This window comes from Helicobacter pylori NQ4053, assembly GCF_000274605.1.
GTDB classification, from domain to species: Bacteria; Campylobacterota; Campylobacteria; order Campylobacterales; family Helicobacteraceae; genus Helicobacter; species Helicobacter pylori_CV.
Genome location: NZ_AKNV01000004.1, coordinates 179,941 through 204,618, shown reverse-complemented (window position 1 = coordinate 204,618; position 24,678 = coordinate 179,941). Strand labels below are relative to the sequence as shown.

The window sequence follows — 24,678 nt, the reverse complement described above, 5'->3', positions numbered from 1 at the left end:
CCAATTTACAATGAAAGGTTATTTTTTGTAAAATAGGGTTGCGGATTTTAATTAATATCTTAACTTCATGCTGTTTTTTTTTTGATTATAATTATAATCTAAACAAAAAAGATCATACAATTAAAATTAGGGAGAGTTTAATGAAGCAAGAAAAGTATTTTCTGACTTCTTCTTTATCGCTTTTATCGTTTTTATTGTGTCCTGTAGAAGCTTTTGATTATCGGTTTAGTGGTCGTGTGGAGAACTTTTCTAAGATTGGTTTTAACAATTCGCAAATCAATACTAAAAAAGGGATTTATCCTACTGAAAGTTTTATAGATATTGTAACTTTAGCGCAAGTCAAAGTCAATTTACTCCCTAAAGGCACCGAAAACCATAGGCTCTCTGTCTCTTTGGGTGGGGCGATTGCAGCCATTCCTTACGATAAGACTAAATATTATATTAACCAAGCTAACGGGAAGATTTTTGGCTCAATTGTAGAGAATTTCATTGGGGGCTATCATGGATACTTTTTTAATAAGTATCTTGGCCCTGCTTATGCGGGGACTTCTCAATCAGCGAGCTATCATGCAAGGCCTTATGTGGTGGATACCGCTTTTTTACGATACGATTACAAAGATGTTTTTGGGTTTAAAGCGGGGCGTTATGAAGCGAATATTGATTTTATGAGCGGATCGAATCAGGGGTGGGAAGTGTATTATCAGCCCTATAAGACTGAAACGCAAAGGTTAAGGTTTTGGTGGTGGAGCTCTTTTGGGAGAGGTTTGGCGTTTAACTCTTGGATTTATGAGTTTTTTGCGACAGTGCCTTATTTGAAAAAGGGAGGCAATCCTAATAACAGCAACGATTTCATCAATTACGGCTGGCATGGGATCACCACGACTTATTCTTATAAAGGTTTAGACGCTCAATTTTTTTATTATTTTGCACCTAAGACTTATAACGCTCCTGGCTTTAAGCTAGTCTATGACACGAATAGGAATTTTGAAAATGTCGGCTTTCGCTCTCAAAGCATGATCATGACAACTTTCCCTTTATACTATAGGGGGTGGTATAACCCAGAGACAAACACTTATAGTTTAGAAGACAGCACGCCCCATGGATCGTTGTTGGGGAGGAATGGCGTTACTTTGAATATCCGCCAGGTTTTTTGGTGGGATAATTTCAACTGGTCCATTGGCTTTTATAACACCTTTGGCAATTCGGACGCTTTTTTAGGCTCTCACACGATGCCAAGGGGTAATAACACTTCCTATATCAGTAATGAAATCTCAGTAACGACTAGGCATGCCGGAATGATTGGCTATGATTTTTGGGATAATACGGCTTATGATGGGCTGGCTGATGCGATCACTAACGCGAACACTTTCACTTTTTACACTTCTGTTGGAGGGATCCATAAGCGTTTTGCATGGCATGTTTTTGGGCGCGTCTCTCATGCGAATAAAAATGCGTTAGGGCAAGTGGGGAGGGCTAATGAATACTCCTTGCAATTCAATGCGAGCTATGCGTTCACTGAATCGGTTCTTCTCAACTTTAGAATCACTTATTATGGGGCTAGAATCAATAAAGGGTATCAAGCAGGGTATTTTGGAGCGCCCAAGTTCAATAACCCAGATGGCGATTTTAGCGCTAATTACCAAGACAGAAGTTACATGATGACCAACCTCACGCTGAAGTTTTGATTTCCAATCGCAGCAAGTTAAAAACACTCCAAGGCATTTTTTAAAATATAATACTTTGCGTGGCTCGTTTTGTGAAGTGATCAAACGCTAAAGACGATTGGGCTTCCTGATGTTGGAGGAGAGTTTGGTTCTTGTTCTGTGTGCCTAATGGATTTTACAGAGTTTGAGCTCCAACGCATTCCTTACAGCTCTCACGCATCATATCTATAAAGGCGTAACTTTGCGCGCTTCCTACGCTAGATGCAAATGTATGGGGGTGTTATACTGCAAATTAGCGGCATTCACCCCAAACACTAAAGATGTTTAGGATTTCTGCTTGGGGGTTTTAAAAGCGGTTTTCTTGGGTTAGGGGGATTTAGTTTTGGGGGGTTGTTCCCCTTAAAAAATGGGTTTTACCATAAAATTTAAAACGATAAAACAAAGTTTTAAACCACAGAAATCCTAAATATCTTTAGCGTTTGATCGCTTTCACCATTAAAGCGTTCTTGGGGGTTAATCTCAATATTTGACAACATTTGATAAATATTTTGGGTTGTTTTTCTAAGTATAAAAATTTTGAAGCGCTCCAAAGCTTTTTAAAGCGGTAGTTTTTAATCAAGCGTTTTAAAACCTCAATAAGCCTTGAGCGTTGAGCTTTTTGTGAGAGCTAGCTTTTAATAAAGCGTTCTTATTTTTAAGCGTTCTTAGGGGTTAATTCCAATATTTGATTATTGGATAAGGGTTTTGGGTTTGTTTTTAAAGTGGGGGTTAAAGGGTTCGTTCAAAGCCTAATCGCAGAAAGTTAAAAACACTCCAAGGTGCATTTTAAAATAAACACAATAAAAGAGCTTGCACAAGTAAATTTTTTAAGCGTTCTTGGGGGTTAATCCCATTATTTGATAACATTTGATAGGGATTTTTAGGTTTGTTTTTAAAGTGGGGGGTTAAAGGGTTCAATCAAAGCCTATAAAAGGCCTTGAGCTTTTTTAGAAAGCGTAGCCATAGACCCAATACACGCTATAAGGGCGGAAGTATTTCACTTCAGCACCGCCAGCTTTATAATAAGTGTTGTAAATCGTAGGGATTTGCACACCGATTTCTATAGAATGCTGGTTATGGCTTTTTAGGTCTTTTTTCAAGATACCAAAGTTCATGCGTAAGCCCACATCAAACAAGAATTGGAATTTCGTCGCTGTAGGTCTGCTCGCAAGCTGAGGGCTGTTTCTTAGCGTGCTGATGTAAGTATCCCCTGCGAGTTGGATCCCCCCAAAGAAGCCCGCATTAAGACTCCTACTGCCAAAAGAGCGGCTAAACACATTGTAAAGCACATCAGTCCCCACCCCATAAGTGAGCAGATTGACTTGATTGTAAGTAGGGCCATTACCCACGCCCGCGCCGTTATAGCTGAAGAAGCCGTAGTAGCGTAAGCCCACATTCTTGTTTTCTCCAAAGAATTGCTTGTAACCGATTTTAGTGATAAACCCGTTAAACGCATTCACTTGAGAGCTGTTACCGGCAGCGAAATTCCCAAGCCATGGGTTAGCTTTAAGTTCGTTATTCAAAGCGCTAACTTTAGCCAAAGTGTTTGTGGTGTTGTTTAACAGTTGGGTAGAGCGCGCTTGATCAATATTCCCGCCATAGCTCACTTGATAGCCTGTTGAATTGCTGATGTTAGCGTTGTTGGCTAGCGTTAAAGCGTTTTGAGAAGTATCGACGATATTTTGCACCAAGCTAGTGAATTCCTTAGCGCTCAAATCGTTCCCGGCGTTAGCAGAGTTGAAAACATGTTGCGCTAAAGCGGCATCCAAAAACGCACCGGCAGCCCCGCCATTACCGCTTGGCCCCATAGTGATTGAAGCTTGCTTTAGGACATAAGCGATTTGTTGGGCGGTAACCCCATTTCCATAAACTTGATTAGTGTTGTTTTGAAAAATCCCACCCGCTTGGTTGTTGGCGTTTAAGAATGAGTTCATGTAAGTCAAATAAACGCTAGCGGTGTTAAGCTCACTGAGCTGGTTGGAGAGGTTTTGGCTCGTGGTGTTGTTGTTGCCTTGAAAGATATTGTTTTTGAGATCTTGACTCAAAGTTTTGATAGAGCTAACCATTTCGTTATAAAGAGCCAGGTTGCCTTGGAAACAAGGGCTATTGCTAGTAGTAGCGGCAGCAGTAGCGTCACTACTGCTATTAGTGCTACCGCATTGAGAAAGTTTAGAGGTATTCAAAGTAGGATACAAATCAATCAAATTGCCTAATTGGTTCATAAAGAGGTTGCCTAAAGTCCCGGCGACATTGCCTCCTGTGCCTGCAATATTGATATTGGTGTTGTTTGTCGTATTAGAGTTTAACAAGCCGGCTAATTCTTCGGCTTTGATTTTACCCGGGTTTTTCACTTGTTGGACCACCTGACCTAATTCATACCCAAAGGTCATAAAGCCCCCATCTTCTTCAGCGCCCACTGGATTGAAGCTCAAGCTTAACGCTAGGCTTAAAGGGGCTAAGAATCTTACTTTTTGAGATTGTGTCATTAAATTTTCCTTAATCATTTTGAATGGCTTTAAATTTTGTTTCATGTTTGTCTCTTCCCCCCTTTCTTAGAATGAATACCCATAAGACCAATAAACGCTATAAGGACGGAAATACTTCACGGTAGTCCCTGCTGATTTGTAATAAGTGTTATAAATCGTAGGCACCACTACGCCAAATTCCACCGTGTGCTGGTTGTGGCGGTTGGATTTCCCGTCCAACTTACCGAAGTTCATCCGCATACCGAAGTCAAAGAGAAACTGGAAGTGCGTGTTATTGACTTTCCCATGCAATTTCACATTGGGGTCATCTCTGAGCGTGGATTGGACGGTCTCACCGGCTAATTGGATACCGCTAAAAAAGCCCATATCCACAGAGCGGTTTTGATAGGAGCGGCTAAAGATGTTATACAACACATCAGTCCCCACCCCATAAGTGTATAACCCTACGCTATTTTGAGTGGATCTAAAGCCCACGCTCGCTCCGTTATAAGAAAAGAAACCATAATAGCGCAAACCGATATTCCTTTTCTTCCCGAAGAATTGCTTATAGCCCACTTTAGTGTAAAACCCGTTTAAAATATTCGTTGAACGGCTGTTCCCGGCCCTGAATTGGGGCAAGTAAGGCATGCTTCTAACTTGATTGTTGAGCGCATTGATTTTATCCAAAGTTACTTGCGCGTTATAAAGAGCGTTAGAGAGCTGATTAGCGCGCCCTTGCACAGCGTTAGCTTGGTTGCTATTTATCCCAGCGTTATTAACCGCGCTCCCGCTAATGGGGTTTTTACTGAGTTCGTTATAAACCGATTGGGATTGATCAATAATGCCTTGCACCAAACCTGTAAAAACGGCTGAATTGAATTCCTTATTCCCAATGTTGGCGGCTACGGCAGAGTTGAAAGCTTCTAAGAGCAATTCATCTTGCTTGAGCAAGTTCGCTGCGTTATTTAAGATATTTTGTTGGCCTTGAAGGTAAGCAATAGCTTGTGTAGAGTAAGTTTGACCATTTTGACCAGTCGCACCACTAGTTCCATTAGTTCCATTTTTCTCTAAAGCTTTATTCATCGCATTAAAAAACACATTCGCCGCATTCAAGTAGGTGAGCTGTTGTTGCATGTTGGGGAAATTGGTGTTCGTGCCGTAGTTAGTCTGGCTACCGATCGTGCTTAAAACCCTGTCAGAAAGGCTAGGGAGCCAGTAATAGCCCGCAGCGGTGCAAGCGCTTTGAGTGTTAAGAGAATTGCCACCAGCCGTCCCTGCAGCCGCGCAAGTCCCACTGCCTACCGCACCCCCTAAAAGAGCGTTCGCAGACACATCGTTACCATTGAGTTTCTCTGGATACGCCCCTAAAAGCGAATAAAGGTATTGGGAGAAAGCGTTACTCAACGCCCCTGCGACATTGCCTCCGGTGTTGTTGTTTAAAATGTTGTTCGTTACATCAGCGTTAAGCTCTCTTGCGAGTTCGTCTCTTTTAGCGCCGCCTGGGTTTTGGACATCTTGCATGACTTGCCCGAGCTGATAACCGACGGTGAAAAACCCTCCATCATCTTCGGCATAACTTATGCTAGCGCAAAGGGCTAGACTAAGAAACAGCGTTCTATTCTTCTTTATCATAATTTTCCTTATCAATGGGATGCTCCTTGATTGAGTTTAAATTTGGGATTTAAGTTACATCAGTAAATAATATTTAGTAATACAAATTGTCAGATGTAATTGTGATATTTTCACATAAGAAAAATTAAACTAACCTTAAAAATCCCCTTAAAGACCCCTTATAAAGCAATAAAGTTACAACAATTGGAGCGCTTTTTACAAAAAAAAAAAAACGGGATTTCATAGGGGGATTAGCCTTAAATTTTTGGGGTTTTAAAAACGCTTTTTGGCATTTTTAGGCTTTTTAATGTAAAATCACGCCAACGCAAATAGTCATTTTAAGTTATCTCTTTTGTTGTGAAAATTTGGAGCATGTTAGGGTCTAATAGTGGGCGGTTACCCCGAAAGGAGATAACCAACTATGAAGTTATTATTGGTAATCATAGTTTTAATGGCCTTCGCAACGCCATTATACTAAAATTTTGGCTCTAGCACAAGCTTAAAATCTTACTAGCGTTTTTTTGTATTTTTCTTACATCTCATAAAAATCCCATTATAATACTCAAATGATATGACATGGTAGTAATTCTAGTGTTAAGCGAATTTGGAGCAATTAGTGGTTTCTGATCTAATGGGTTGGGAGATTGCAGTGGGTGGCACTCCGTTAGGAGGCACTACCATGAAATTCATTTTTATAGCGATAGTTTTAGTGGTTATCTTAACACTGCCACTTTATTAAAAACAAGCTCTTAAGAGTTCCTAGCTCTTAGGGGCTTAACTACCGCTATAATCATATCATCTTTTGCTTAAACAAACAATACAAAAACCAATTTTATTTTGAATCAGGTTTCAAAAGTCCCGCTTCATACAAAAACACCGAAGGCTTATGCTCTTTCGGTTTGGCGTTTTCTCTCAATTCGTTTTTCGCATAAGAAAGCCATAAATTTTCCTTAGCCCTTGTGATAGCGACATAAAAAAGCCGCCGCTCTTCTTCAATACCTCCACCGGTATTCATGAGTTTGTGGTTAGGGAAACGGCCCTCCATTAAATCTATAATATAAACATCTTTAAATTCTAAGCCTTTAGAAGCATGCACGCTCAACAGATTCACGCCACAGCCTTGCGTGGCTTCACTAGATCCTATTAAAGTGCCGTTTAAAAAACGCCCTAAATTTTGGTAATTTTTCGCCAAAGAACTCAGCAAGTCCATTTTTTCATTGAAGCGTTTTTGCGCTTGGAGTTTTTTAAATTCGTTATAAGAGCCGTCCTTATTTTTGGATCGCTCTTTTAAAAGGCGTGTTTTAAAGGTTTGAAAAAACGCGCTTTCTAGAATGTGTTTGATTAAAGCGCTAGGGGAATGGGTAGGGGCTTTGATATAAAGAATGAAAAAATCGCTGAGCATTTTAGCCCCATTGAGTGAGATTTTAGGGTGCATCAACACCGGGTGCGAATGAAACGCCTTATCTATCACGCTATTAAACCTTGAGCTGTTTTCTAGGGCAAAAATTTCTTCAAAAAGCCCCATGGAGGTGATTTCTTTTTTCTTCGTGTAAATTTTGGCTTCTTTGCTTGGGTGGGTTAGGGCTAGTTTGAGATCGCCATTGCCTAAAAGCATCAAGGCTTCATGAATGTCTTTAGCGGTGTTAGAGCCAATATCGCTGATATAGCTTAAAATGTGAATGGCTGCCATAATGTCTTTAGGGTTAAATAGCAGCATGCAAATATCTAACGCTAACGCCACTTCTTTAGATTCAAAAAAGCTCGCGCTCCCTTTTCGTTTGCTTGGCACGTTGTGGGATCTTAAAGCGGCTTCTAATTGATCCGCGCTCGCGTTATTCCTAAAAATCACCGCCACTTCTTTAAAATCTTTTCGCATGACAATGCGTTTGGCGATGTCTTGGCATTGCGCGATATTGTCGTTGTAATTTAAAAGCGTGGGTTTATTGAATTTCCCTGATTTCACCACTTCTAAATTTTTAGGGTAAATGCGCTCGTTGTGTTGTATCACTTGATTAGCAAGATCTAAAATCTCTTTAGAAGAGCGGTAGTTTTTGGTGAGCGTGAAAACCTGGGCGTTTTTGTATTTTTGAGTGAAATTAGAAATGATAGAAATATCCGCCCCATTAAAAGCGTAAATGCTCTGATCGTAATCGCCCACGCAAAACAAACTGGGAGGGTTGATAGCGTCTAAAATGGATTCTTGTAGGGGGTTAGTGTCTTGAAACTCATCGCAAAGCACTTCTTTATAAGGGCTAGGTCTTTCTAGCATCGCTTTTTTAAATAATAGCAGTAAGTCGTTATAGTCAATATAATCATGCTTTTTTTTAGTGTTTTCAAATTCGTCTAAAACGTTTTCATAAAAGGCGGCGTATGGTGCGTGTTCAGGGCTTTTATGAGAAAGCCAAGCGCTAAAATCTTCTTGTTTTAGAGCGTTAGTGTAAAGCGAATAGAGGGCGTAGAGATGCTGTGAAGTGTAGGGCTTTTTATCGTCATCTATGGCGTTTTTAGTGTCCACAATGCTTTCTAAAAGTTTTCTCAATTCTTTAGGTTGCTTCAGGCTTAAGTTTGGGTAATGCTCTTTTAAATAGCGATACGCTACCGCATGGAAAGTACCCGCTTCAATTTTGGAGCTTAATTTAAAATATTTAGCCACCCTGGCAATCATTTCATTACTCGCTTTATTGGTGAAAGTCAAAAGCAAGATTTCTTCAGGCTTGATGCCGTTATCAAGCAGGTATAAAATGCGCCCCACAATCGTAGAAGTCTTTCCTGTGCCAGCGCTTGCAATCACTAAATTATGCCCTTGTAAAGCCTTGGCCGCTTTTAGTTGCTCAGGGTTTAATTGCAAAGTTTCTAACAAGTTTTATCCTAGATTTAAAAAGTCTTTAGGCAAAAGAGCGTTTTCTAAAGAGCGTTGCGAAAACAAAAAACGCCCATCGCACACAAAGCCTAATTCTTGCCAGTTGATAGCGTTGAGTTTGTCGCAGAGGTTTTGTAAATCTAAGTTTTGGTTATAAGGGAATAGCGCTAAAATAGAGCCGTCATAATTAGGGCATTGGTGGATGAAAAAGGGGTTTTTTTGGCGCGTTTTGGCGTTGACATAAATGCGTTTTTTAGGGGATATGTGATGCATCCTCCCCCATTCAAACCAATTACTTTCATTGAATTTTTTAATCTTTCTTTGCATCAAGCTGTCTTTATGCTGGAGTAAATAATCATTAGGCTTATTGACAAAAACCATTTTTTCTAAAACATTGGTTCTTTTGGTGATTGAGGTGACAAATTCTAAATTCCCGTATGTTTCATTTTTAAAAATCTTATCGCACCCGCTCACTGCCCCCACCTTAACCTTAAAAACCTCGCTTAACTTTTGCGTGTAAGATTGGTTGAGGAAATACAAAATGCCTTTTTTGCACACGAATTGCAAACCATCGTTGGCGATTCTACTGAAATCACCCTTACAAAAACGAAAAATCACGCAATTAGGCATGGCGTTTGGGAAAATCTTTTGATCGCCTAATTCAAAAAAATGCGTTATCGTGCCTTCTTTGTAAATCCATTCGTTTAATTTCACGCTGGAAGTGGATTTTAAAAAATCCCTTGGGGTGATGAAAATCAATTCGCCATTAGGCTTTAAATGCTTGATCGCTTTTTCTATGAAAAACAAGTATAGATTACTCCTTTCATCAAAAAGGCTGTAATGGAGTTTTTCTTTCGTGCTTGGCGCAATATCCTTGTGCTTGACATAGGGCGGGTTACCGATAATGGTGTCAAATTGGTTTTCTAAAGGGTAGTCAAAAAAGTCCATGCAAAGGGCATTTTTAGGGCAGATTTTAGGATCGATTTCAATCCCTACAGCCTTTTTTAAGCGCTTTAAAAAACTCCCATCGCCAGCGCTTGGCTCTAAAACACTCCCTTGATTGTGTTTGAGAGTGAGCATGAAATCCACTATATTTTTAGGGGTGAAAATCTGCCCTAAAGTTTTAATGTCTAAATTATTCAAAAAATTCTCCAAAAACTTCTCTTAATAAATATTAGCCCTTAGAGTTACACTTTTAGCTAGAGCGCTTAAGATGAAATTTTTACTTTCAATAAAGTTTCTTTGAACGATTTCTCTGTTGTTATCCCACTTGCATTGGAAGGGCAAGTTATTGCCATTTGGCTGAAGAGTTTGAATACCTTTTAAGGAATTGATAAAAATATCTTTAGGATCGTTTTTGTTGATAATTAAAAAATAATAGTCTCTATCGGTGTTTTTGCCTAAGTATTTATGCAGTTTTTGAAAGTATTTTTCCCATGCGATTTCGTTATTAAATTCCGGTAATAAGCCACACAACGCATAATAAATCCCTAATTTACCATTAAGATTGTCAGCGGTTTTTGTGGTGGTGGTTTTAATATTAACAGGATAAAAAATATCGTTTTTTTTAAAACTAAAATCCCACCACTCTCTAGCTCTTGGCAGTTGGATAGGAAAATTACCCTTAATGGTATTTAAAATTTCTTCTTCATTGACCGATGAATTCAATCGCCCATCTTGTAAGGGTTGAGACAAATGATAAGGGTTCGTTTTTAAAAATTCTGCAATTTCATTAAGCTGTGTGGGTATCATTAAATATCCTTATTAAAAAGGGTATTTTATCTTTATTTAGCCCCTTATTTTTTCAAGCTAATGGCTTCTTTAATCATGTCATCGCCCGCGCCAAAGGCTCTAGCGTTCATAGAATAGCCTCTTTGCATTAAAATGAGATTGGTTAGGGCGTTCCCGGCATTCACGTTGCTCGTTTCTAAATATTTATGCCTGATTTTCCCAAACTTGAGCTTGCCCTCTTCGTCCCACCCTAAAATGGGGTTACCGCTTAGGGGTCTGTTTTCGCCATTAATGGTGCCTTCTTGCATTTCATAGAGGTTACCGCCGATTTTTCTCAATCCTTGATCGTTAGTGAAAGCTAAAATACCGATGCGAGCGACCGGCTCCACCACCCCGTTACTGAAAGCTAGAGAAATCACGCCATTTTCTTCAATGCGCATGTCTCTAAAAATGCCCCTAGGCTTGCCGTCTTGACTCGCTTCTAAGAGTTTAGAATCTTGGTAAGACAAATCGCTAGAATCATGGTTTTCGCTCTTATCTAAAGAATAGGTGAGCTTATTACCCTTAAAATCCAAAGTCATGGGGGCAGATTTCATCTTATGCGTGGCTGAATCAAAGCCGACAATTTCCCAAGTAGGATCATTGATAGGGGTTTTGTTTTTGGGATCCACGATGTAGCTTTTCACTTCCCAAGTTTGGTTTTTCCTTTTACTCGTGGGGCTTGATGTGGGATCGTTGGAATTGGTCATGTAATATTCGCTTTGGAGCAAGTATTTATCCCCGGCTTTATCATAAATATCCACTTCTGTGCTGTAATAAGGGATTTTAATCGCCACTGAATCCCTGCTAATGCCCTTTTTCAATTCCATTCCGTTCGCATTCAAGCCCAATTTATCCGCAATGCCCCCACTCAAGCTAAAGGTGATAGGCGTTTCGCTAGGATTAGCGATTTCTAATAATAGGGGGGGGCTTTTGGCGTCTTTTTCGCTTTTGATGAGGTTTAGGTCTAGCCCGGTTTTTTCTTTAAGGAGTTTTTGCAAATCGCCTAAAGTTTTGAATTGGTTTTCGCCTTTTTCAGCGTCCCCATAAGTGAAAACAAAATCTTCTTTTTTGCCATCTTCTTTTTGGATACTGACATTTAATTTACGATTAGTGATCGCGTCTATGGGCTCGTTATCGTCATTCGCTAAAGCGTTAATGTCCTGGTTTAAAAAACGCTCCTTAATAATCTCGCCCTTATCGTTTAAGAAAAAATCTTGCACGCCCTTTAAATGGTCTTTAGGGTTTAAATTCACGCTGATATTCACTTTCGTGCTAAGCACGGGCTGGTAAGTCAAATCTTGGGGGATTTGTAAGGGCGAAAGGGTGTTGCCATGCAATTTTTCAATGTCTTCATCTCTGGCGGTGGAATTGAGCGTGCCGTCTTTGATTTTTTTCAAATCAATGCCATAAACATAATAGCCCTCAGGGGTTACTAAATAGCCATCGGCGTCCCTGGCGAAATTCCCAGCGCGGGTTAAGAAATTATCCTGTTTTTTGCTAAAGCCGTCTTTATTAATGGTCATTTCCCCATTTTTATTGGGCCCTATCACAAACCAGCCCTTCCCTTGATACGCCATGTGGAATTCCCCCTCACTTGGCATGTATTCCCCGTCTTTATTAGAAAGGACATTGCCTGAGCCTGTAACGCCATAATTTCGGTCGTTAGCCACAACGGATTTGGCGTTCAAAGCGTCTAAGTGCGAAGAAAATAAGGTCTTAAACTCCGGATCATTGGAGCGATAGCCTAAAGTATTGACATTGGCGATATTATTGGAAAGGCTGTCAATACCAAACTGGTGGGTTTTAATCCCGCTATAAGCGTTTAATAAGGTGTCGTTCATGCTGTCTCTTTAGGGGGAGTTTGGGGTTTTTGTTCAGAGATTTTCTGTTCAAGGGCTTTTTGTTCAAGTGGTTTTTGATCCGAGATTTTTTGAGGCTTCTGATCCGAGAATTTTTGATCCGAGATTTTCTGTTCAATGGGTTCTTGCGGTTTTTGTTCAGAGAGCTTTTGAGGCTTCTGATCCGAGAGTTTTTGATCAAGCGGTTTTTGATCCGGTTTGTAAAACTCTATCGCGCTGTCTATGGGTAAAACCATTTCGCCCATTCTTAACATGGGCTTGCCTTTATCAAAAATCACGCTTTCCACTTCGCCCCTACCAATGCGCGTTTGCAAATACTGCTTGCTTTGAGAGTCTAAATTGTATTCAGCTTTGATTTTGTAATTGCCTTTAGGGACTTTTTCGCCCTTTTCGTTTGTGCCGTCCCATTCAAAATTGATATACCCCTTTTGCCCGTTATAATCTTTTAAAGGAATCGTTTTGACTAATTCATTGTTTTCGTTTAGGATTTGAATCGCTGGCACTCCTTTAGAAGCGTCAATTTTTTCATCAAAAAAGAGCGAAAAAGAAAGCTTGTTGTTGCCATCAAAATTCGCCCCACTCACATCGGTTTCAGCGATTTTGCCTATCATGCTCACAGAATTAAGGGCCGTTACTTCCCTTAAAGCGTTGTTAGCCTTCAAGCTATCGTCCATGCCTTTATTAAGGTTTTCCATGGTGTCTTTTAAAGCGCCTTGAAAGTCTTTTAAGGATTCGTTAGTTTCTTTATTGGATTTCATGGCACTGGCGACTTCTTGCATGGTTTTTTTATTTTCTTCTTGCATTTCCACTTGCGTGAGCTGTGCGGTTTGGGTGATGATTTTATCCGTTTCCATAGGAGCGGTGGGGTCTTGATTTTTCAATTGCTCTAAAAAGAGTTTCATGAAAGCGTTTTTATCCAACCCGTTAGCGATCGTGGGCTGCTCTTTTTTCCTTTCTTGCGCGGCTTTAGCTCCTGTAACTTCTGCTAAATCAATGGCCATGATCTCTTCCTTATTAAAGATGTCTTATTATAGAGCAAACTCGCTTAAAATCACGCATAAAGAGTGATTTGCATGCTCGTTTCTTGGTTTTCATGGTCCGTGTTCTCTTGGTAGCTTTTTAGAGCACTTTCTTTTAGGGGGGTTAATTCCTGTTCTTTGAATGGCTCTTTTGGTTGATCTTTGGGGGCTTGTTGCTCTTTAGAAGAATCTTGCGAAAAGCTCAAATCCACCCCTTCAAAGCCTAAAGCGTTCAGGCTGTTTTTAAGATCTTGTTGGTTGTCCAAAAAGGTTTGCAAGCTGTTGTTGTGAGAAATCACGCTCACTTTAAGGTTTTTACCCACTTTTTGAATGGTTACTTCAACCTTGCCCAATTCCTTAGGGAATAAATCCATGGAGATCTTGCTCATGGGGGGTTTGTATTCTTGGATTTCTTGTTTTAATTGTTGGGTGAAATGCTTGATCGTCTCTTTAGGGGCGGTGCTTTTATTGTCGCTTGTCTTATCGCTAGCTTGGGCGTTTTGCGTGCTTTGAGCGCTGTTACTAGATTCTTTAGTTTTTTCTTTATTATCGCTTGCTTCTTTAGTTGTTTCTTCTTTTTCTGGGGGCGTTGGAATATTATCGTTAGGAGGGTTAGCTCCTGTTAAAGGCATTAAAGGGGGCGTTTTAAGAGGGATTTTAAGGGCATTTTCTGGCGTCGCGCTTGGGGCTGTGGTCTGGGTTTTAGCGTGAATAGGGGTTTTTTCTGACTTTTTTTTAGAAAGCGTTTTATCCCTTTTAATGGCGTTCATTTGTAAAGCTTCCTTTAAAGGGGGCGTTTTTTTTTCATTATTTGGGGGGTTTGCGTGTTCTTTATTGTGCGATTCTTTTTTTTCTAAAGATTGCAAAACGCTAGAAAGGTTAGCGGTGTTTTTGGCGTCGTTCTTTGCAAGGGTGTGGTTAGTGGGCGTTTGCGTTGTTTTTAAGGCGAACTGATCGCCTGCATTTAAGAGGGTTTTATTTTCTGGGGTCGTGGCCGCTTGAATGTTGCTGGCGTTCAAGTCATGTTTTTGGCTGAGCGTTTGGATGTCTTTAAGGGTTTTTGGCTCTTTAGCGTTATGGGTTGGGGTGGTTTGGGTTTTGATAGCGTTGTTGGCGTGGTTGGTGGGGGTTATAGGGTTTTTACTAGCTAAGTTTGTTTGATGAGCGTTAGAAGTAACTCCATTAGGCTTTTTTTCATTCTTGTTTAAAGTTTCATTAGGGGTTTTGGGGTTAGTTTCATGCTCATGGGTTTCATGTTGAGCTTCATGCGAAGCGGTTGTTTTTTGGTGGTTGAGCCAATCTTTTAGGGTAGGGGCTTGTTGATCTTTAGCGGGATTTTGAGCGTGTTGGTGGGGTAGTGTAGGGGTTTTTTCAAGCGTTTTAGCGTCTTTGGGCGTAGCTTTTAAAGCGTTAGGATTTTCTTTAGGGGCGGTTTTGTCTTTAGAGATCTTTTGGTTTAAGATCTTACTGAAATCCTTTGATGCGCTTTTAGGGGCGTTTTTGGTGTCTTCGTTTTTTGCTCCGCTATTTATTAAAGCGTTTGAGTTGGCGCTTGCGTTGGTGTGAATGGGATTAACAGGAGATGGCATGGTTATCCTTTAAAACAACTCTTTTATTTTACATGGTGGGAGTTAAGCAAAAAGAGTTCCTTAAAGAGCGCTTTTTAAAAACTATGGTTTCGTTTAGGTTTAATTAAATTTTGCTACAATTAAATAAAAACGATAATTTTAGGGAGATTGGCATGCAAAGTTTATGGATTTACCCAGAGGATACCGAAGTTTTAGGGGTTGCTTGTAAGAGTCTTTTAAAAACGCTAAAACCACGCTATCAAAAAATCGCCTTGTTTTCACCCATTAATGGGGAGTACGAGAGCTTGGGGGAGTGCGAGGGTCTAAGCTCTTTAGAGGTTCATAGCGCCATAGACAAACAAAAGGCTTTAGAGCTTGTGAGCACCACTCAAGAAGAGTTACTATTTGAAACGATTCTCAAACGCTATGATGAATTACAATCCACGCATGATTTTGTCATTAATTTAGGGTATGCGCCGAAGTTTTTCTTAAACGCTCTTTTAGATTTAAACACCATTTTAGCCAAGCATTTAAACGCTCCTGTGGTGGCTGTCGCGCAAACGAGTTTGGAATATTTGAAAGCCATGCATTCTCATATCATTAAAAAAGAAGCCTCTTTCGCTATAGGGTTATTTGCGGGCGAAACGCTTGAAAAACCACATTTTTTGAGCGCGTCTCTTTGTAAGCAACAATGCGAATTAGAAGCGAGCGCGATTGAAAATTTGTTGCAAACAAAAAGCGAGATTATTACCCCTTTAGCCTTTCAAAGGAGTTTGGAAAAAAAGGCTAAAAATCAGATTAAAAAAGTCGTTTTACCCGAGAGCGAAGATGAAAGGATTTTAAAAGCCGTGCATCGTTTGAACGCTATGGGTGCGGTAGGATTGATTTTATTAGGCGATAAAGAGGTTATTAATTCCCAAGCGAAAAATTTAAACTTGAATTTGGAAAATGTAGAAATCATTAATCCCAACACCTCGCATTATAGAGAAGAATTCGCTAAAAGCTTGTATGAATTGCGAAAATCAAAGGGATTGAGTGAGCAAGAAGCCGAGCAATTAGCGTTGGATAAAACTTATTTTGCGACCATGCTCGTGCATTTAGGCTACGCGCATGCCATGGTTTCTGGGGTCAATCACAGCTGACACCATTAGACCCGCTTTACAAATCATTAAAACTAAGCCCGGCGTGAGCTTGGTTTCAAGCGTGTTTTTAATGTGTTTGGACACTCAAGTGTTCGTCTTTGGGGATTGCGCGATTATCCCTAACCCTAGCCCTAAAGAATTAGCCGAGATCGCTACCACTTCTGCGCAAACCGCTAAGCAATTCAATATTGCGCCTAAAGTGGCCCTACTCTCTTATGCGACAGGCGATTCCGCTCAAGGCGAAATGGTGGATAAAATCAACGAAGCCCTAACAATCGCGCAAAAGTTAGATCCCCAATTAGAAATTGATGGCCCTTTACAATTTGACGCTTCCATAGATAAAGGCGTAGCGAAGAAAAAAAGGCCTAACAGCCAAGTGGCCGGGCAAGCTAGCGTTTTTATTTTCCCGGATTTAAACGCCGGGAACATCGCTTATAAAGCGGTGCAACGGAGCGCTAAAGCCGTGGCGATAGGGCCTATCTTACAAGGCTTGAACAAGCCCATTAACGATTTGAGTAGGGGCGCTTTAGTGGAAGATATTATTAACACCGTTTTGATTAGCGCCATTCAAGCGCAAGATTAATTGACTAGGAGAAATGATGGAAATTTTAGTTTTGAATCTGGGCAGTTCGTCTATTAAGTTTAAGTTGTTTGACATGAAAGAGAACAAGCCCTTAGCGAGCGGTTTGGCTGAAAAAATCGGCGAAGAAATAGGGCAGTTGAAAATCAAATCGCATTTGCACCATAACGATCAAGAATTAAAAGAAAAGCTTGTGATTAAAGATCATGCGAGCGGGCTTTTAATGATTCGTGAGAATTTAACGAAAATGGGGATCATCAAAGATTTCAATCAAATTGACGCTATAGGGCATCGTGTGGTTCAAGGGGGGGATAAATTCCATGCCCCGGTGTTAGTGGATGAAAAAGTCATGCAAGAAATTGGCAATCTTTCTATTTTAGCCCCCTTACACAACCCGGCGAATTTAGCCGGTATTGAGTTCGTTCAAAAAGCGCACCCCCACATCCCTCAAATCGCTGTTTTTGACACCGCATTCCATGCTAGCATGCCCAGTTACGCTTACATGTATGCGTTGCCTTATGAATTGTATGAAAAGTATCAAATCCGGCGCTATGGTTTCCATGGGACTTCACACCATTATGTGGCTAAAGAAGCGGCGAAGTTTTTGAATATCGCTTATGAGGGATTTAATGCGATCAGTTTGCATTTAGGGAACGGCTCAAGCGCGACCGCCATTCAAAATGGCAAGAGCGTGGACACTTCTATGGGGCTAACCCCTTTAGAAGGCTTGATTATGAGCACAAGGTGTGGGGATATTGATCCCACTGTGGTGGAATACATCGCGCAATGCGCTGATAAGAGCTTAGAAGAAGTGATAAAAATTTTAAATCATGAAAGCGGTTTGAAAGGCATTTGTGGGGATAATGAGAAACATAGAAGCCAGAAAGGAAAAAGGCGATAAACAAGCCAAGCTCGCTTTTGAAATGTGCGCTTATCGCATTAAAAAGTATATCGGAGCTTACATGGCAGTCTTAAAAAAAGTAGATGCGATCCTCTTTACAGGGGGATTAGGGGAAAACTACTCGGCTTTAAGAGAGAGCGTGTGTGAAGGCTTAGAAAATTTAGGGATCGCTTTATGTAAGCCCACTAATGATAATCCGGGCAATGGGTTGGTGAATTTAAGCCAGCCTAATACTAAAGTTCAAATTTTACGAATCCCTACTGACGAAGAATTAGAAATCGCTTTGCAAACCAAAAAGGTTTTGGAAAAAACAGAATAAAGAATTGTTTAAGAAATCTATAAGAAATTTTTGGGTAAAAAATTAGCTTTCTTAAATTAAGTTCTAAATTAAGAAAATATCACACTAGGAGTTTTTGATGGAAGTGGTTCATTTTTTAGAGGGCGTTTGTTTTGAGAAACTTCATATTGAAGCGCTGAGTGAAAATTCTTTGACTAAAGAAATTCGCATTTGCATGCCCAAAGGAGCGATCATAGACAAACACAAGGCCCCAGGAGCGATTAGCGTGCAGGTTTTAGAGGGCAAAATCATTTTTGAGGTAGAAAATGAAAAAATAGAAATGCCTAAGGGAGCGTTAATCAGCCTAGAAGCCCAAGTTTTGCATCGTTTGGACGCTTTAGAAAATAGCGTTATAAGGCTATCTTTGAGTAAAAAATAAGGAAAATCCAATGATGAAAGCCGTTTTTATCAATGTTTGGTATTTGCTTTTAACGATCATTTTGTTAATCATCATCTGGAGAATCATTAAATTAGTGTTAAAAGATAAAAACGACAGCGACGATAAGGGGTTAGGGTAAAAGTGCGTTTTTGATCTAAAAAGATGAGCCAAGAGGATAAAAGAAGTTATTGAATCATAGTCGTTTAATTAAGCACGCTACAATACGAAAATTTTAAAAGAAAGGAACAAGCATGAGCGAACAACGAAAAGAATCTTTACAAAATAACCCTAATTTGAGTAAAAAAGATGTCAAAATCGTAGAAAAAATTTTGAGTAAGAACGACATTAAAGCCGCTGAAATGAAAGAACGCTATTTAAAAGAAGGGCTGTATGTGCTGAATTTCATGAGCTCTCCCGGTAGCGGTAAAACCACGATGCTAGAAAATCTAGCGGATTTTAAAGACTTTAAGTTTTGCGTGGTGGAGGGCGATTTGCAAACCAATAGAGATGCGGACAGGTTGCGTAAAAAAGGCGTGAGCGCGCACCAAATCACCACCGGCGAAGCGTGCCATTTGGAAGCGAGCATGATTGAAGGGGCGTTTGATTTATTAAAAGATGAGGGAGCGTTAGAAAAAAGCGATTTTTTAATCATTGAAAATGTGGGGAATCTGGTTTGCCCCTCAAGCTATAATCTAGGGGCGGCGATGAATATCGTTTTACTCTCCGTGCCAGAGGGCGATGATAAGGTGCTAAAATACCCTACGATGTTCATGTGCGCTGATGCGGTGATCATCAGTAAAGCGGATATGATTGAAGTGTTTAATTTCAGGGTTTCTCAAGTCAAAGAAGACATGCAAAAATTAAAGCCTGAAGCGCCTATTTTTTTAATGAGTTCTAAAGACCCTAAAAGCTTGGAAGATTTTAAAAACTTCCTTTTAGAAAAAAAGCGTGAAAATTACCAATCCACGCATTCGTTTTAATGTGTTTAGCGATCCCCTCTAAAGTCATAGCCATTAACGATAATGTGGCGCTTTTGGAAACTTTGGGCGTTCAAAGAGAGGCGAGCTTGGATTTAATGGGCGAGTCCGTTAAAGTGGGCGATTATGTGTTACTCCACATTGGCTATGTGATGAGTAAGATTGATGAAAAAGAAGCCCTAGAATCCATTGAGCTTTACCAAGAAATGATCGCCAAAATGAACGAAACGCAATAATAACAATGAGCGTTGATCACCTCATTTCGCCCTTTAGGGACAAGCAAACCATTTTAGCGCTCTCTAATGCAATCAAAAAACTCGCTTTTAAACTTGAAAAAAAATTAGTCATCATGGAAGTGTGCGGAGGGCATACGCATTCTCTCATGAAATACGGGCTTTTGGATTTGATGCCTAACAATTTAGAGTTTGTGCATGGGCCAGGCTGCCCGGTATGCGTGATGCCAAGAGCGCGCCTTGATGAAGCTTATGAACTCGCTAGCATGAAAGATAGCATTGTTTTGAGTTTAGGGGATATGATGAGAGTCCCCGGGAGCTATGGGAGTTTGATACAAGCTAGAGAAAAGGGGCTAGATGCGCGCTTTTTGTATTCGCCCATGCAAGCTTTAGAGATCGCTAAAGAAAACCCGCATAAAAAAGTCATTTACATTGCGATCGGTTTTGAAACCACCACGCCGATGACAGCGAGCGTTTTACTGAACGCCAAAAAAGAAAAATTAAAAAATCTTTTTTTCCACATCAACCACATTCTAGTGCCTCCCAGCGTGAGCACGATTTTAAAAGATCCAGCATGCCAAATTAACGCCCTTTTAGCCCCTAGCCATGTGAGCGTGATCAGCGGCGCTCAAATCTATACTCCTTTAGTGGATCGCTTTAAACTCCCTATTATTGTGAGCGGTTTTGAGCCGGTGGATATACTAGAAAGCGTGCTGATGCTTCTTAAACAAGCCTTAAACAAAGAAGCCAAGCTAGAGATCCAATACAAAAGAGCGGTGAGTTTTGAGGGGAATACAAAAGCGCAAGCGTTAGTGAACGCATGCATGGAAGTTAGGGAAAATTTTGAATGGAGAGGCTTAGGGAATATCAAACATTCCGCTCTCAAGCTTAAAGAAGCGTTCGCTTCTTATGACGCTGAAAAAGTCTTTAAAGCATACTTAAGCCACAAAACCTCTAAAGAAAACAAGGCATGCAAGTGTGGGGAAATTTTAAAAGGCATCGCTAAGCCTTTGGACTGCTCGCTATTCGCTACAACTTGCACCCCGCAAAACCCGATCGGCAGTTGCATGGTCAGCTCTGAGGGGGCGTGCGCGGCGTATTATCGTTACAAGCGCGTTTGAGTTTCAAAAATTGCTCTAAGCCCCTAGATTGCTCATTATTCGCCACAACTTGCACCCCACAAAACCCGATCGGCAGTTGCATGGTCAGCTCTCAAGGGGGCGTGCGCGGCGTATTATCGTTACAAGCGCGTTTGAGTTTCAAAAATTGCTCTAAGCCCCTAGATTGCTCACTATTCGCCACAACTTGCACCCCACAAAACCCGATCGGCAGTTGCATGGTCAGCTCTCAAGGGGGCGTGCGCGGCGTATTATCGTTACAAGCGCGTTTGAGCTTTAAAAATTGCTTTTTAGTGAAATCGCTCAAACCCTCGCAATTGACATTGATGCTAACCGGTTTTTTAGGGGGTTTTTCTTTTTTGACAACCGGTTTGTGATACGCCCTTTTCTTAACGCTCGCTTGGATTATTTTAAAATCAAAAGGGTAATTCAAAGCTTTTAGGGTTTTTTGCGTTTCTAAAAAATGGGCTTTCAGGCGGTTGGTGTAGTGGTCTTTTTCTGTTTCAAAGGCTTTCAAGAAACTCGGGTGCGTGAAATAGATTTTTAGGATTTGATGTTCAATTTTAGCGTATCTAAACCCTTTCTTTAAATCCCCTAAAATTCCAGCGACATAACGATTGATCACCTCTCTTCGCTTGAGCTGGAGCTTTAGATTTTTAAACGCAGACATTTGAGCGATTCTTTTAAACAGCAAAAAAGTTTCTTTCTTTTTCAAATAGCGTTCATAAATGAGAGGGTTAAATCCATTTTCCATGATGAAATTATAGCGTTTTAGCTTGACTTTTTTAAAAAGCTTTTGTATAATGCTTTCTTTATTTTATTTGTTGGGGTGTCGCCAAGCGGTAAGGCACCAGGTTTTGGTCCTGGCATTCCGAGGTTCGAATCCTTGCACCCCAGCCATTTTTTTCCTTTGTTAGCGTGTCGCGGAGTAGAGCAGTCCGGTAGCTCGTTGGGCTCATAACCCAAAGGTCAGTGGTTCAAATCCATTCTCCGCAACCAATCCCTTTTTTTAAATTTAACTTTGTTTAATAGAATTTAAAAAATGCTTTAGCATTTTTAAGATAAATAATAAAAGAGCTTGATTTTAATCAAGCGATAGCTTATAAAAAGCGGTCTTCTTGGGTTAGGGGGATTTAATTGGGGGTTGTAGGGGGAGAGTTATTTCAAAATACCCCCCTATCCCCTTAAAAAAAGCGAATTTCAAATGAAGAAAACGAATTTCAAATGAAGAAAATGAATTTTAACACCACCAAATGAAATAAAAAGCGCCAAAATCAAAAAAAGGACAACATTTTTCCAAAATGACAAAAAAAAACGCTTTTATGCTATAATGCCTTAAATACATTCTAATGAATGTATGAAATCCCTAATACTACAATTCAATTTAAAAGGAGAAACATGAAAAAACACATCCTTTCATTAACTTTAGGCTCGCTTTTGGTTTCCACTTTGAGCGCTGAAGACGACGGCTTTTACATGAGTGCGGGCTATCAAATCGGTGAAGCCGCTCAAATGGTGTCAAACACCAAAGGCATCCAACAGCTTTCAGACAACTATGAAAACTTGAGCAAGCTTTTAACCAGATACAGCAAATTAAACACCTTCATCCAATTGGCCTCTGATCCGAGCGCGATCAATGCGGCGCGTGAAAATCTGGGCGCGAGCGCGAAGAATTTGATCGGCGATAAAACCAACTCCCCGGCGTATCAAGCCGTGCTTTTAGCGATCAATGCGGCGGTAGGGTTTTGGAATGTCTTAGGCTATGTGACGCAATGCGGGGGTAACGCCAATGGTCAAAAAAGCACCTCTTCAACCACCATCTTCAACAACGAGCCAGGGTATCAATCCACTTCCATCACCTGTTCTTTGAACGGGTATACGCCTGGATACTACGGTCCTATGAGCATTGAGAATTTCAAAAAACTTAACGAAGCCTACCAAATCCTCCAAACGGCTTTAAAAAAAGGCTTGCCAGCGCTCAAAGAAAACAACGGAAAGGTTGATGTAACCTATACTTACACATGCTCAGGGGAGGGGAATAACAACTGCAGTCCCGAAGCAACAGGAGCGAACCAACAAAATAACAGAACCGCGACTAAAACCCAAACCATAGACGGCAAAAGCGTAACCACCACGATCAGTTCAAAAGTGGTTGATAGCACAGCGAGTGGTAACACATTACATGTCTCCTACACCAAAATCACTAACAAATTAGAGGGTGTGCCTGATAGCGCTCAAGCGCTCTTAGCGCAAGCGAGCACGCTCATCAACACCATCAACGAAGCATGCCCGTATTTCCATGCTAATAATAGTAATGAGGCTAATGCCCCAAAATTCTCTACTACTACTGGGAAAATATGCGGTGCTTTTTCACAAGAGATCAGCGCGATCCAAAAGATGATCACGGACGCGCAAGAGCTTGTCAATCAAACGAGCGTTATTAACAGCAATGAACAATCCGCTCAAGTGGGTGGTAATAATGGCAAGCCTTTCAACCCTTTCACAGACGCTAGCTTTGCGCAAGGCATGCTCGCTAACGCTAGCGCGCAAGCCAAAATGCTTGATTTATCCCATCAAGTGGGGCAAGCCATTAACCCAGAAAATCTTAGCGGGAATTTTAAAAATTTTGTTACAGGCTTTTTAGCCACATGCAACAACCCCTCAACAGCTGGCACTAGTGGCACACAAGGTTCAGCTCCTGGCACAGTTACCACTCAAACTTTCGCTTCCGGTTGCGCGTATGTGCAAGAAACCATAACGAATTTAACCAACAGCATCGCTCATTTTGGCACTCAAGAACAGCAGATACAGCAAGCCGAAAACATCGCTGACACTTTGGTGAATTTCAAATCCAGATACAGCGAATTGGGCAACACCTATAACAGCATCACTACTGCGCTCTCTAGCATCCCTAACGCGCAAAGCTTGCAAAATGCGGTGAGCAAAAAGAATAACCCCTATAGCCCGCAAGGCATAGAAACCAACTACTACTTGAATCAAAATTCTTACAACCAAATCCAAACCATCAACCAAGAGTTAGGGCGTAACCCCTTTAGGAAAGTGGGCATCGTCAGCTCTCAAACCAACAACGGCGCGATGAATGGGATCGGTATTCAAGTGGGCTACAAACAATTTTTTGGCCAAAAAAGAAAGTGGGGCGCAAGATACTACGGCTTTTTTGATTACAACCATGCGTTTATTAAATCCAGCTTTTTCAACTCAGCTTCTGATGTGTGGACTTATGGCTTTGGAGCGGACGCCCTCTATAACTTCATCAACGATAAAGCCACCAATTTCTTAGGCAAAAACAACAAGCTTTCTGTGGGGCTTTTTGGAGGCATTGCGTTAGCCGGCACTTCATGGCTTAATTCTGAGTATGTGAATTTAGCCACCGTGAATAATGTCTATAACGCTAAACTGAATGTGGCGAATTTCCAATTCTTATTCAACATGGGAGTGAGGATGAATTTAGCCAGATCTAAGAAAAAAGGCAGCGATCATGTGGCTCAGCATGGGATTGAGTTAGGGCTTAAAATCCCCACCATTAACACGAACTACTATTCCTTCATGGGGGCCGAACTCAAATACCGCAGACTCTATAGCGTGTATTTGAATTACGTGTTCGCTTACTAAAAGCTCGCATTAAACCCCTTTGTGAAACTCCCTTTTTAAGGGGTTTCTTTTTAAACCCTTTGTTTTGGAGGGGTTTAATTTTTTGAAGCCTTTGTTTTTGAATTCTCTTTTTAATGGGTTTCTTTTTAAATTCTCTTTTTTAAGGGATTTCTTTTTTAAACTTTCTTTTTTTGGGGGGTTTGATCTTTTTCTTTTTGCTGATCCCCACTGCTTTCGCTTTTTAATCTTTGAGTTTTTTGGGGATTTTGATGAAAAATCCTTTTTAGCGTTTTTAGTGATTATTTAGTAGAAAACTTGACGCTAAGTTAAGGTTTTTAAAAAAGCGTTCTTTAGGGGGATTTAGTAGGGTTAAAAGGGGGAGAATGATTTCAAATGCTTCCTATCTCTTTAATAAAATAAAACTCAATAAAATGAGTTTATTATAAAATCAAATCTAAAACGATTATTTTTCACTCACAGAACTTTTATTCTTTTAAACTTTTTAAAATTTTTTACTTAAAAGATCTTTTAATCTTTTCAC

16 protein-coding genes, 2 tRNA genes and 2 pseudogenes are annotated in these 24,678 nt (G+C 40.5%); 11 read left to right on the top strand and 9 right to left on the bottom strand.

Going from position 1 to position 24,678, the window contains the following annotated elements; translation table 11 throughout:
- Positions 1–140 precede the first annotated feature (140 nt).
- Entirely contained in the window at positions 141–1,685 is a 1,545-nt protein-coding gene (gene hofG / locus AYS37_RS04125) for an outer membrane beta-barrel protein HofG (RefSeq protein WP_000806975.1), read from the top strand.
- 965 nt (positions 1,686–2,650) lie between these two features.
- Here hofG and alpB read toward each other — a convergent pair.
- The 8 genes from alpB to fliK all read right to left on the bottom strand — a co-directional run bounded on the left by alpB (position 2,651) and on the right by fliK (position 14,879).
- Positions 2,651–4,234, bottom strand: coding sequence for a Hop family adhesin AlpB (gene alpB, locus AYS37_RS04120; RefSeq protein WP_000812510.1), 1,584 nt, complete (start codon positions 4,232–4,234; stop codon positions 2,651–2,653).
- 21 nt (positions 4,235–4,255) lie between these two features.
- On the bottom strand, positions 4,256–5,800 hold the full coding sequence (alpA, locus tag AYS37_RS04115; RefSeq protein ID WP_000592401.1) for a Hop family adhesin AlpA: 1,545 nt from the start codon (positions 5,798–5,800) through the stop codon (positions 4,256–4,258).
- 811 nt (positions 5,801–6,611) lie between these two features.
- Entirely contained in the window at positions 6,612–8,639 is a 2,028-nt protein-coding gene (locus AYS37_RS04110; RefSeq protein ID WP_000894574.1) for an ATP-dependent helicase, read from the bottom strand.
- Positions 8,640–8,642: 3 nt separating this feature from the next.
- A complete protein-coding gene (locus tag AYS37_RS04105) occupies positions 8,643–9,794 on the bottom strand; it encodes an Eco57I restriction-modification methylase domain-containing protein (RefSeq protein ID WP_000427114.1) in 1,152 nt (383 codons plus the stop codon).
- A gap of 9 nt (positions 9,795–9,803) precedes the next feature.
- Positions 9,804–10,391: a hypothetical protein gene (locus AYS37_RS04100; RefSeq protein ID WP_001874603.1), complete on the bottom strand. Its 588-nt coding sequence runs from the start codon at positions 10,389–10,391 to the stop codon at positions 9,804–9,806.
- Between the two features lie 44 nt (positions 10,392–10,435).
- Positions 10,436–12,253 (bottom strand): flagellar hook protein FlgE, encoded by a 1,818-nt coding sequence (locus AYS37_RS04095; RefSeq protein ID WP_001000273.1) that lies wholly within the window; start codon positions 12,251–12,253, stop codon positions 10,436–10,438.
- A complete protein-coding gene (gene flgD / locus AYS37_RS04090; RefSeq protein WP_000963322.1) occupies positions 12,250–13,272 on the bottom strand; it encodes a flagellar hook assembly protein FlgD in 1,023 nt (340 codons plus the stop codon). Before flgD ends, AYS37_RS04095 begins: the two co-directional genes overlap by 4 nt.
- 50 nt (positions 13,273–13,322) lie before the next feature.
- Complete coding sequence (gene fliK / locus AYS37_RS04085) at positions 13,323–14,879, bottom strand: flagellar hook-length control protein FliK (RefSeq protein ID WP_001140011.1); 1,557 nt, start codon at positions 14,877–14,879, stop codon at positions 13,323–13,325.
- A 152-nt stretch (positions 14,880–15,031) separates the two neighbouring features.
- Between fliK and pta the strand changes: the two are divergent.
- From pta to hypD, 7 genes and pseudogenes are all read left to right on the top strand, one after another.
- A pseudogene (gene pta / locus AYS37_RS04080) lies at positions 15,032–16,583 on the top strand (phosphate acetyltransferase).
- A 16-nt stretch (positions 16,584–16,599) separates the two neighbouring features.
- A pseudogene (locus tag AYS37_RS04075) lies at positions 16,600–17,800 on the top strand (acetate kinase).
- A 97-nt stretch (positions 17,801–17,897) separates the two neighbouring features.
- Positions 17,898–18,197: a cupin domain-containing protein gene (locus tag AYS37_RS04070; protein ID WP_000454247.1), complete on the top strand. Its 300-nt coding sequence runs from the start codon at positions 17,898–17,900 to the stop codon at positions 18,195–18,197.
- A gap of 10 nt (positions 18,198–18,207) precedes the next feature.
- Positions 18,208–18,336, top strand: coding sequence for a hypothetical protein (locus AYS37_RS08895; protein ID WP_000973846.1), 129 nt, complete (start codon positions 18,208–18,210; stop codon positions 18,334–18,336).
- Positions 18,337–18,448: 112 nt separating this feature from the next.
- Positions 18,449–19,177 carry a hydrogenase nickel incorporation protein HypB gene (gene hypB / locus AYS37_RS04060; RefSeq protein ID WP_000003589.1) on the top strand — a complete coding sequence of 243 codons (729 nt, stop codon included), beginning with the start codon at positions 18,449–18,451 and terminating at the stop codon, positions 19,175–19,177.
- Positions 19,177–19,410, top strand: coding sequence for a HypC/HybG/HupF family hydrogenase formation chaperone (locus tag AYS37_RS04055; RefSeq protein WP_000335462.1), 234 nt, complete (start codon positions 19,177–19,179; stop codon positions 19,408–19,410). Before hypB ends, AYS37_RS04055 begins: the two co-directional genes overlap by 1 nt.
- Positions 19,411–19,415: 5 nt before the next feature.
- Positions 19,416–20,528 (top strand): hydrogenase formation protein HypD, encoded by a 1,113-nt coding sequence (gene hypD, locus AYS37_RS04050; protein WP_000109751.1) that lies wholly within the window; start codon positions 19,416–19,418, stop codon positions 20,526–20,528.
- Between the two features lie 226 nt (positions 20,529–20,754).
- Here the strand turns inward: hypD and AYS37_RS08765 are convergent, their stop codons facing one another.
- Positions 20,755–21,279 (bottom strand): hypothetical protein, encoded by a 525-nt coding sequence (locus AYS37_RS08765; RefSeq protein ID WP_000427296.1) that lies wholly within the window; start codon positions 21,277–21,279, stop codon positions 20,755–20,757.
- Positions 21,280–21,350: 71 nt separating this feature from the next.
- Between AYS37_RS08765 and AYS37_RS04040 the strand changes: the two genes are divergently transcribed.
- The 3 genes from AYS37_RS04040 (at position 21,351) to babA (ending at position 24,158) form a co-directional block, all read left to right on the top strand.
- Positions 21,351–21,425, top strand: a tRNA-Gln gene (locus tag AYS37_RS04040).
- Between the two features lie 22 nt (positions 21,426–21,447).
- A tRNA-Met gene (locus AYS37_RS04035) sits at positions 21,448–21,524 on the top strand.
- Positions 21,525–21,923: 399 nt separating this feature from the next.
- A complete protein-coding gene (gene babA, locus AYS37_RS04030) occupies positions 21,924–24,158 on the top strand; it encodes a Hop family adhesin BabA (protein WP_000716298.1) in 2,235 nt (744 codons plus the stop codon).
- The last annotated feature ends 520 nt before the right edge of the window (positions 24,159–24,678 follow it).

What these genes read in the sequence shown, in the direction of transcription:
- hofG (WP_000806975.1), top strand. Translation starts at nt 141, where the DNA reads ATGAAGCAAGAAAAGTATTTTCTGACTTCTTCTTTATCGCTTTTATCG.
- alpB (WP_000812510.1), bottom strand. Translation starts at nt 4,234, where the DNA reads ATGAAACAAAATTTAAAGCCATTCAAAATGATTAAGGAAAATTTAATG.
- alpA (WP_000592401.1), bottom strand. Translation starts at nt 5,800, where the DNA reads ATGATAAAGAAGAATAGAACGCTGTTTCTTAGTCTAGCCCTTTGCGCT.
- AYS37_RS04100 (WP_001874603.1), bottom strand. Translation starts at nt 10,391, where the DNA reads ATGATACCCACACAGCTTAATGAAATTGCAGAATTTTTAAAAACGAAC.
- AYS37_RS04095 (WP_001000273.1), bottom strand. Translation starts at nt 12,253, where the DNA reads ATGAACGACACCTTATTAAACGCTTATAGCGGGATTAAAACCCACCAG.
- flgD (WP_000963322.1), bottom strand. Translation starts at nt 13,272, where the DNA reads ATGGCCATTGATTTAGCAGAAGTTACAGGAGCTAAAGCCGCGCAAGAA.
- fliK (WP_001140011.1), bottom strand. Translation starts at nt 14,879, where the DNA reads ATGCCATCTCCTGTTAATCCCATTCACACCAACGCAAGCGCCAACTCA.
- AYS37_RS04070 (WP_000454247.1), top strand. Translation starts at nt 17,898, where the DNA reads ATGGAAGTGGTTCATTTTTTAGAGGGCGTTTGTTTTGAGAAACTTCAT.
- AYS37_RS08895 (WP_000973846.1), top strand. Translation starts at nt 18,208, where the DNA reads ATGATGAAAGCCGTTTTTATCAATGTTTGGTATTTGCTTTTAACGATC.
- hypB (WP_000003589.1), top strand. Translation starts at nt 18,449, where the DNA reads ATGAGCGAACAACGAAAAGAATCTTTACAAAATAACCCTAATTTGAGT.
- AYS37_RS04055 (WP_000335462.1), top strand. Translation starts at nt 19,177, where the DNA reads ATGTGTTTAGCGATCCCCTCTAAAGTCATAGCCATTAACGATAATGTG.
- hypD (WP_000109751.1), top strand. Translation starts at nt 19,416, where the DNA reads ATGAGCGTTGATCACCTCATTTCGCCCTTTAGGGACAAGCAAACCATT.
- AYS37_RS08765 (WP_000427296.1), bottom strand. Translation starts at nt 21,279, where the DNA reads ATGGAAAATGGATTTAACCCTCTCATTTATGAACGCTATTTGAAAAAG.
- babA (WP_000716298.1), top strand. Translation starts at nt 21,924, where the DNA reads ATGAAAAAACACATCCTTTCATTAACTTTAGGCTCGCTTTTGGTTTCC.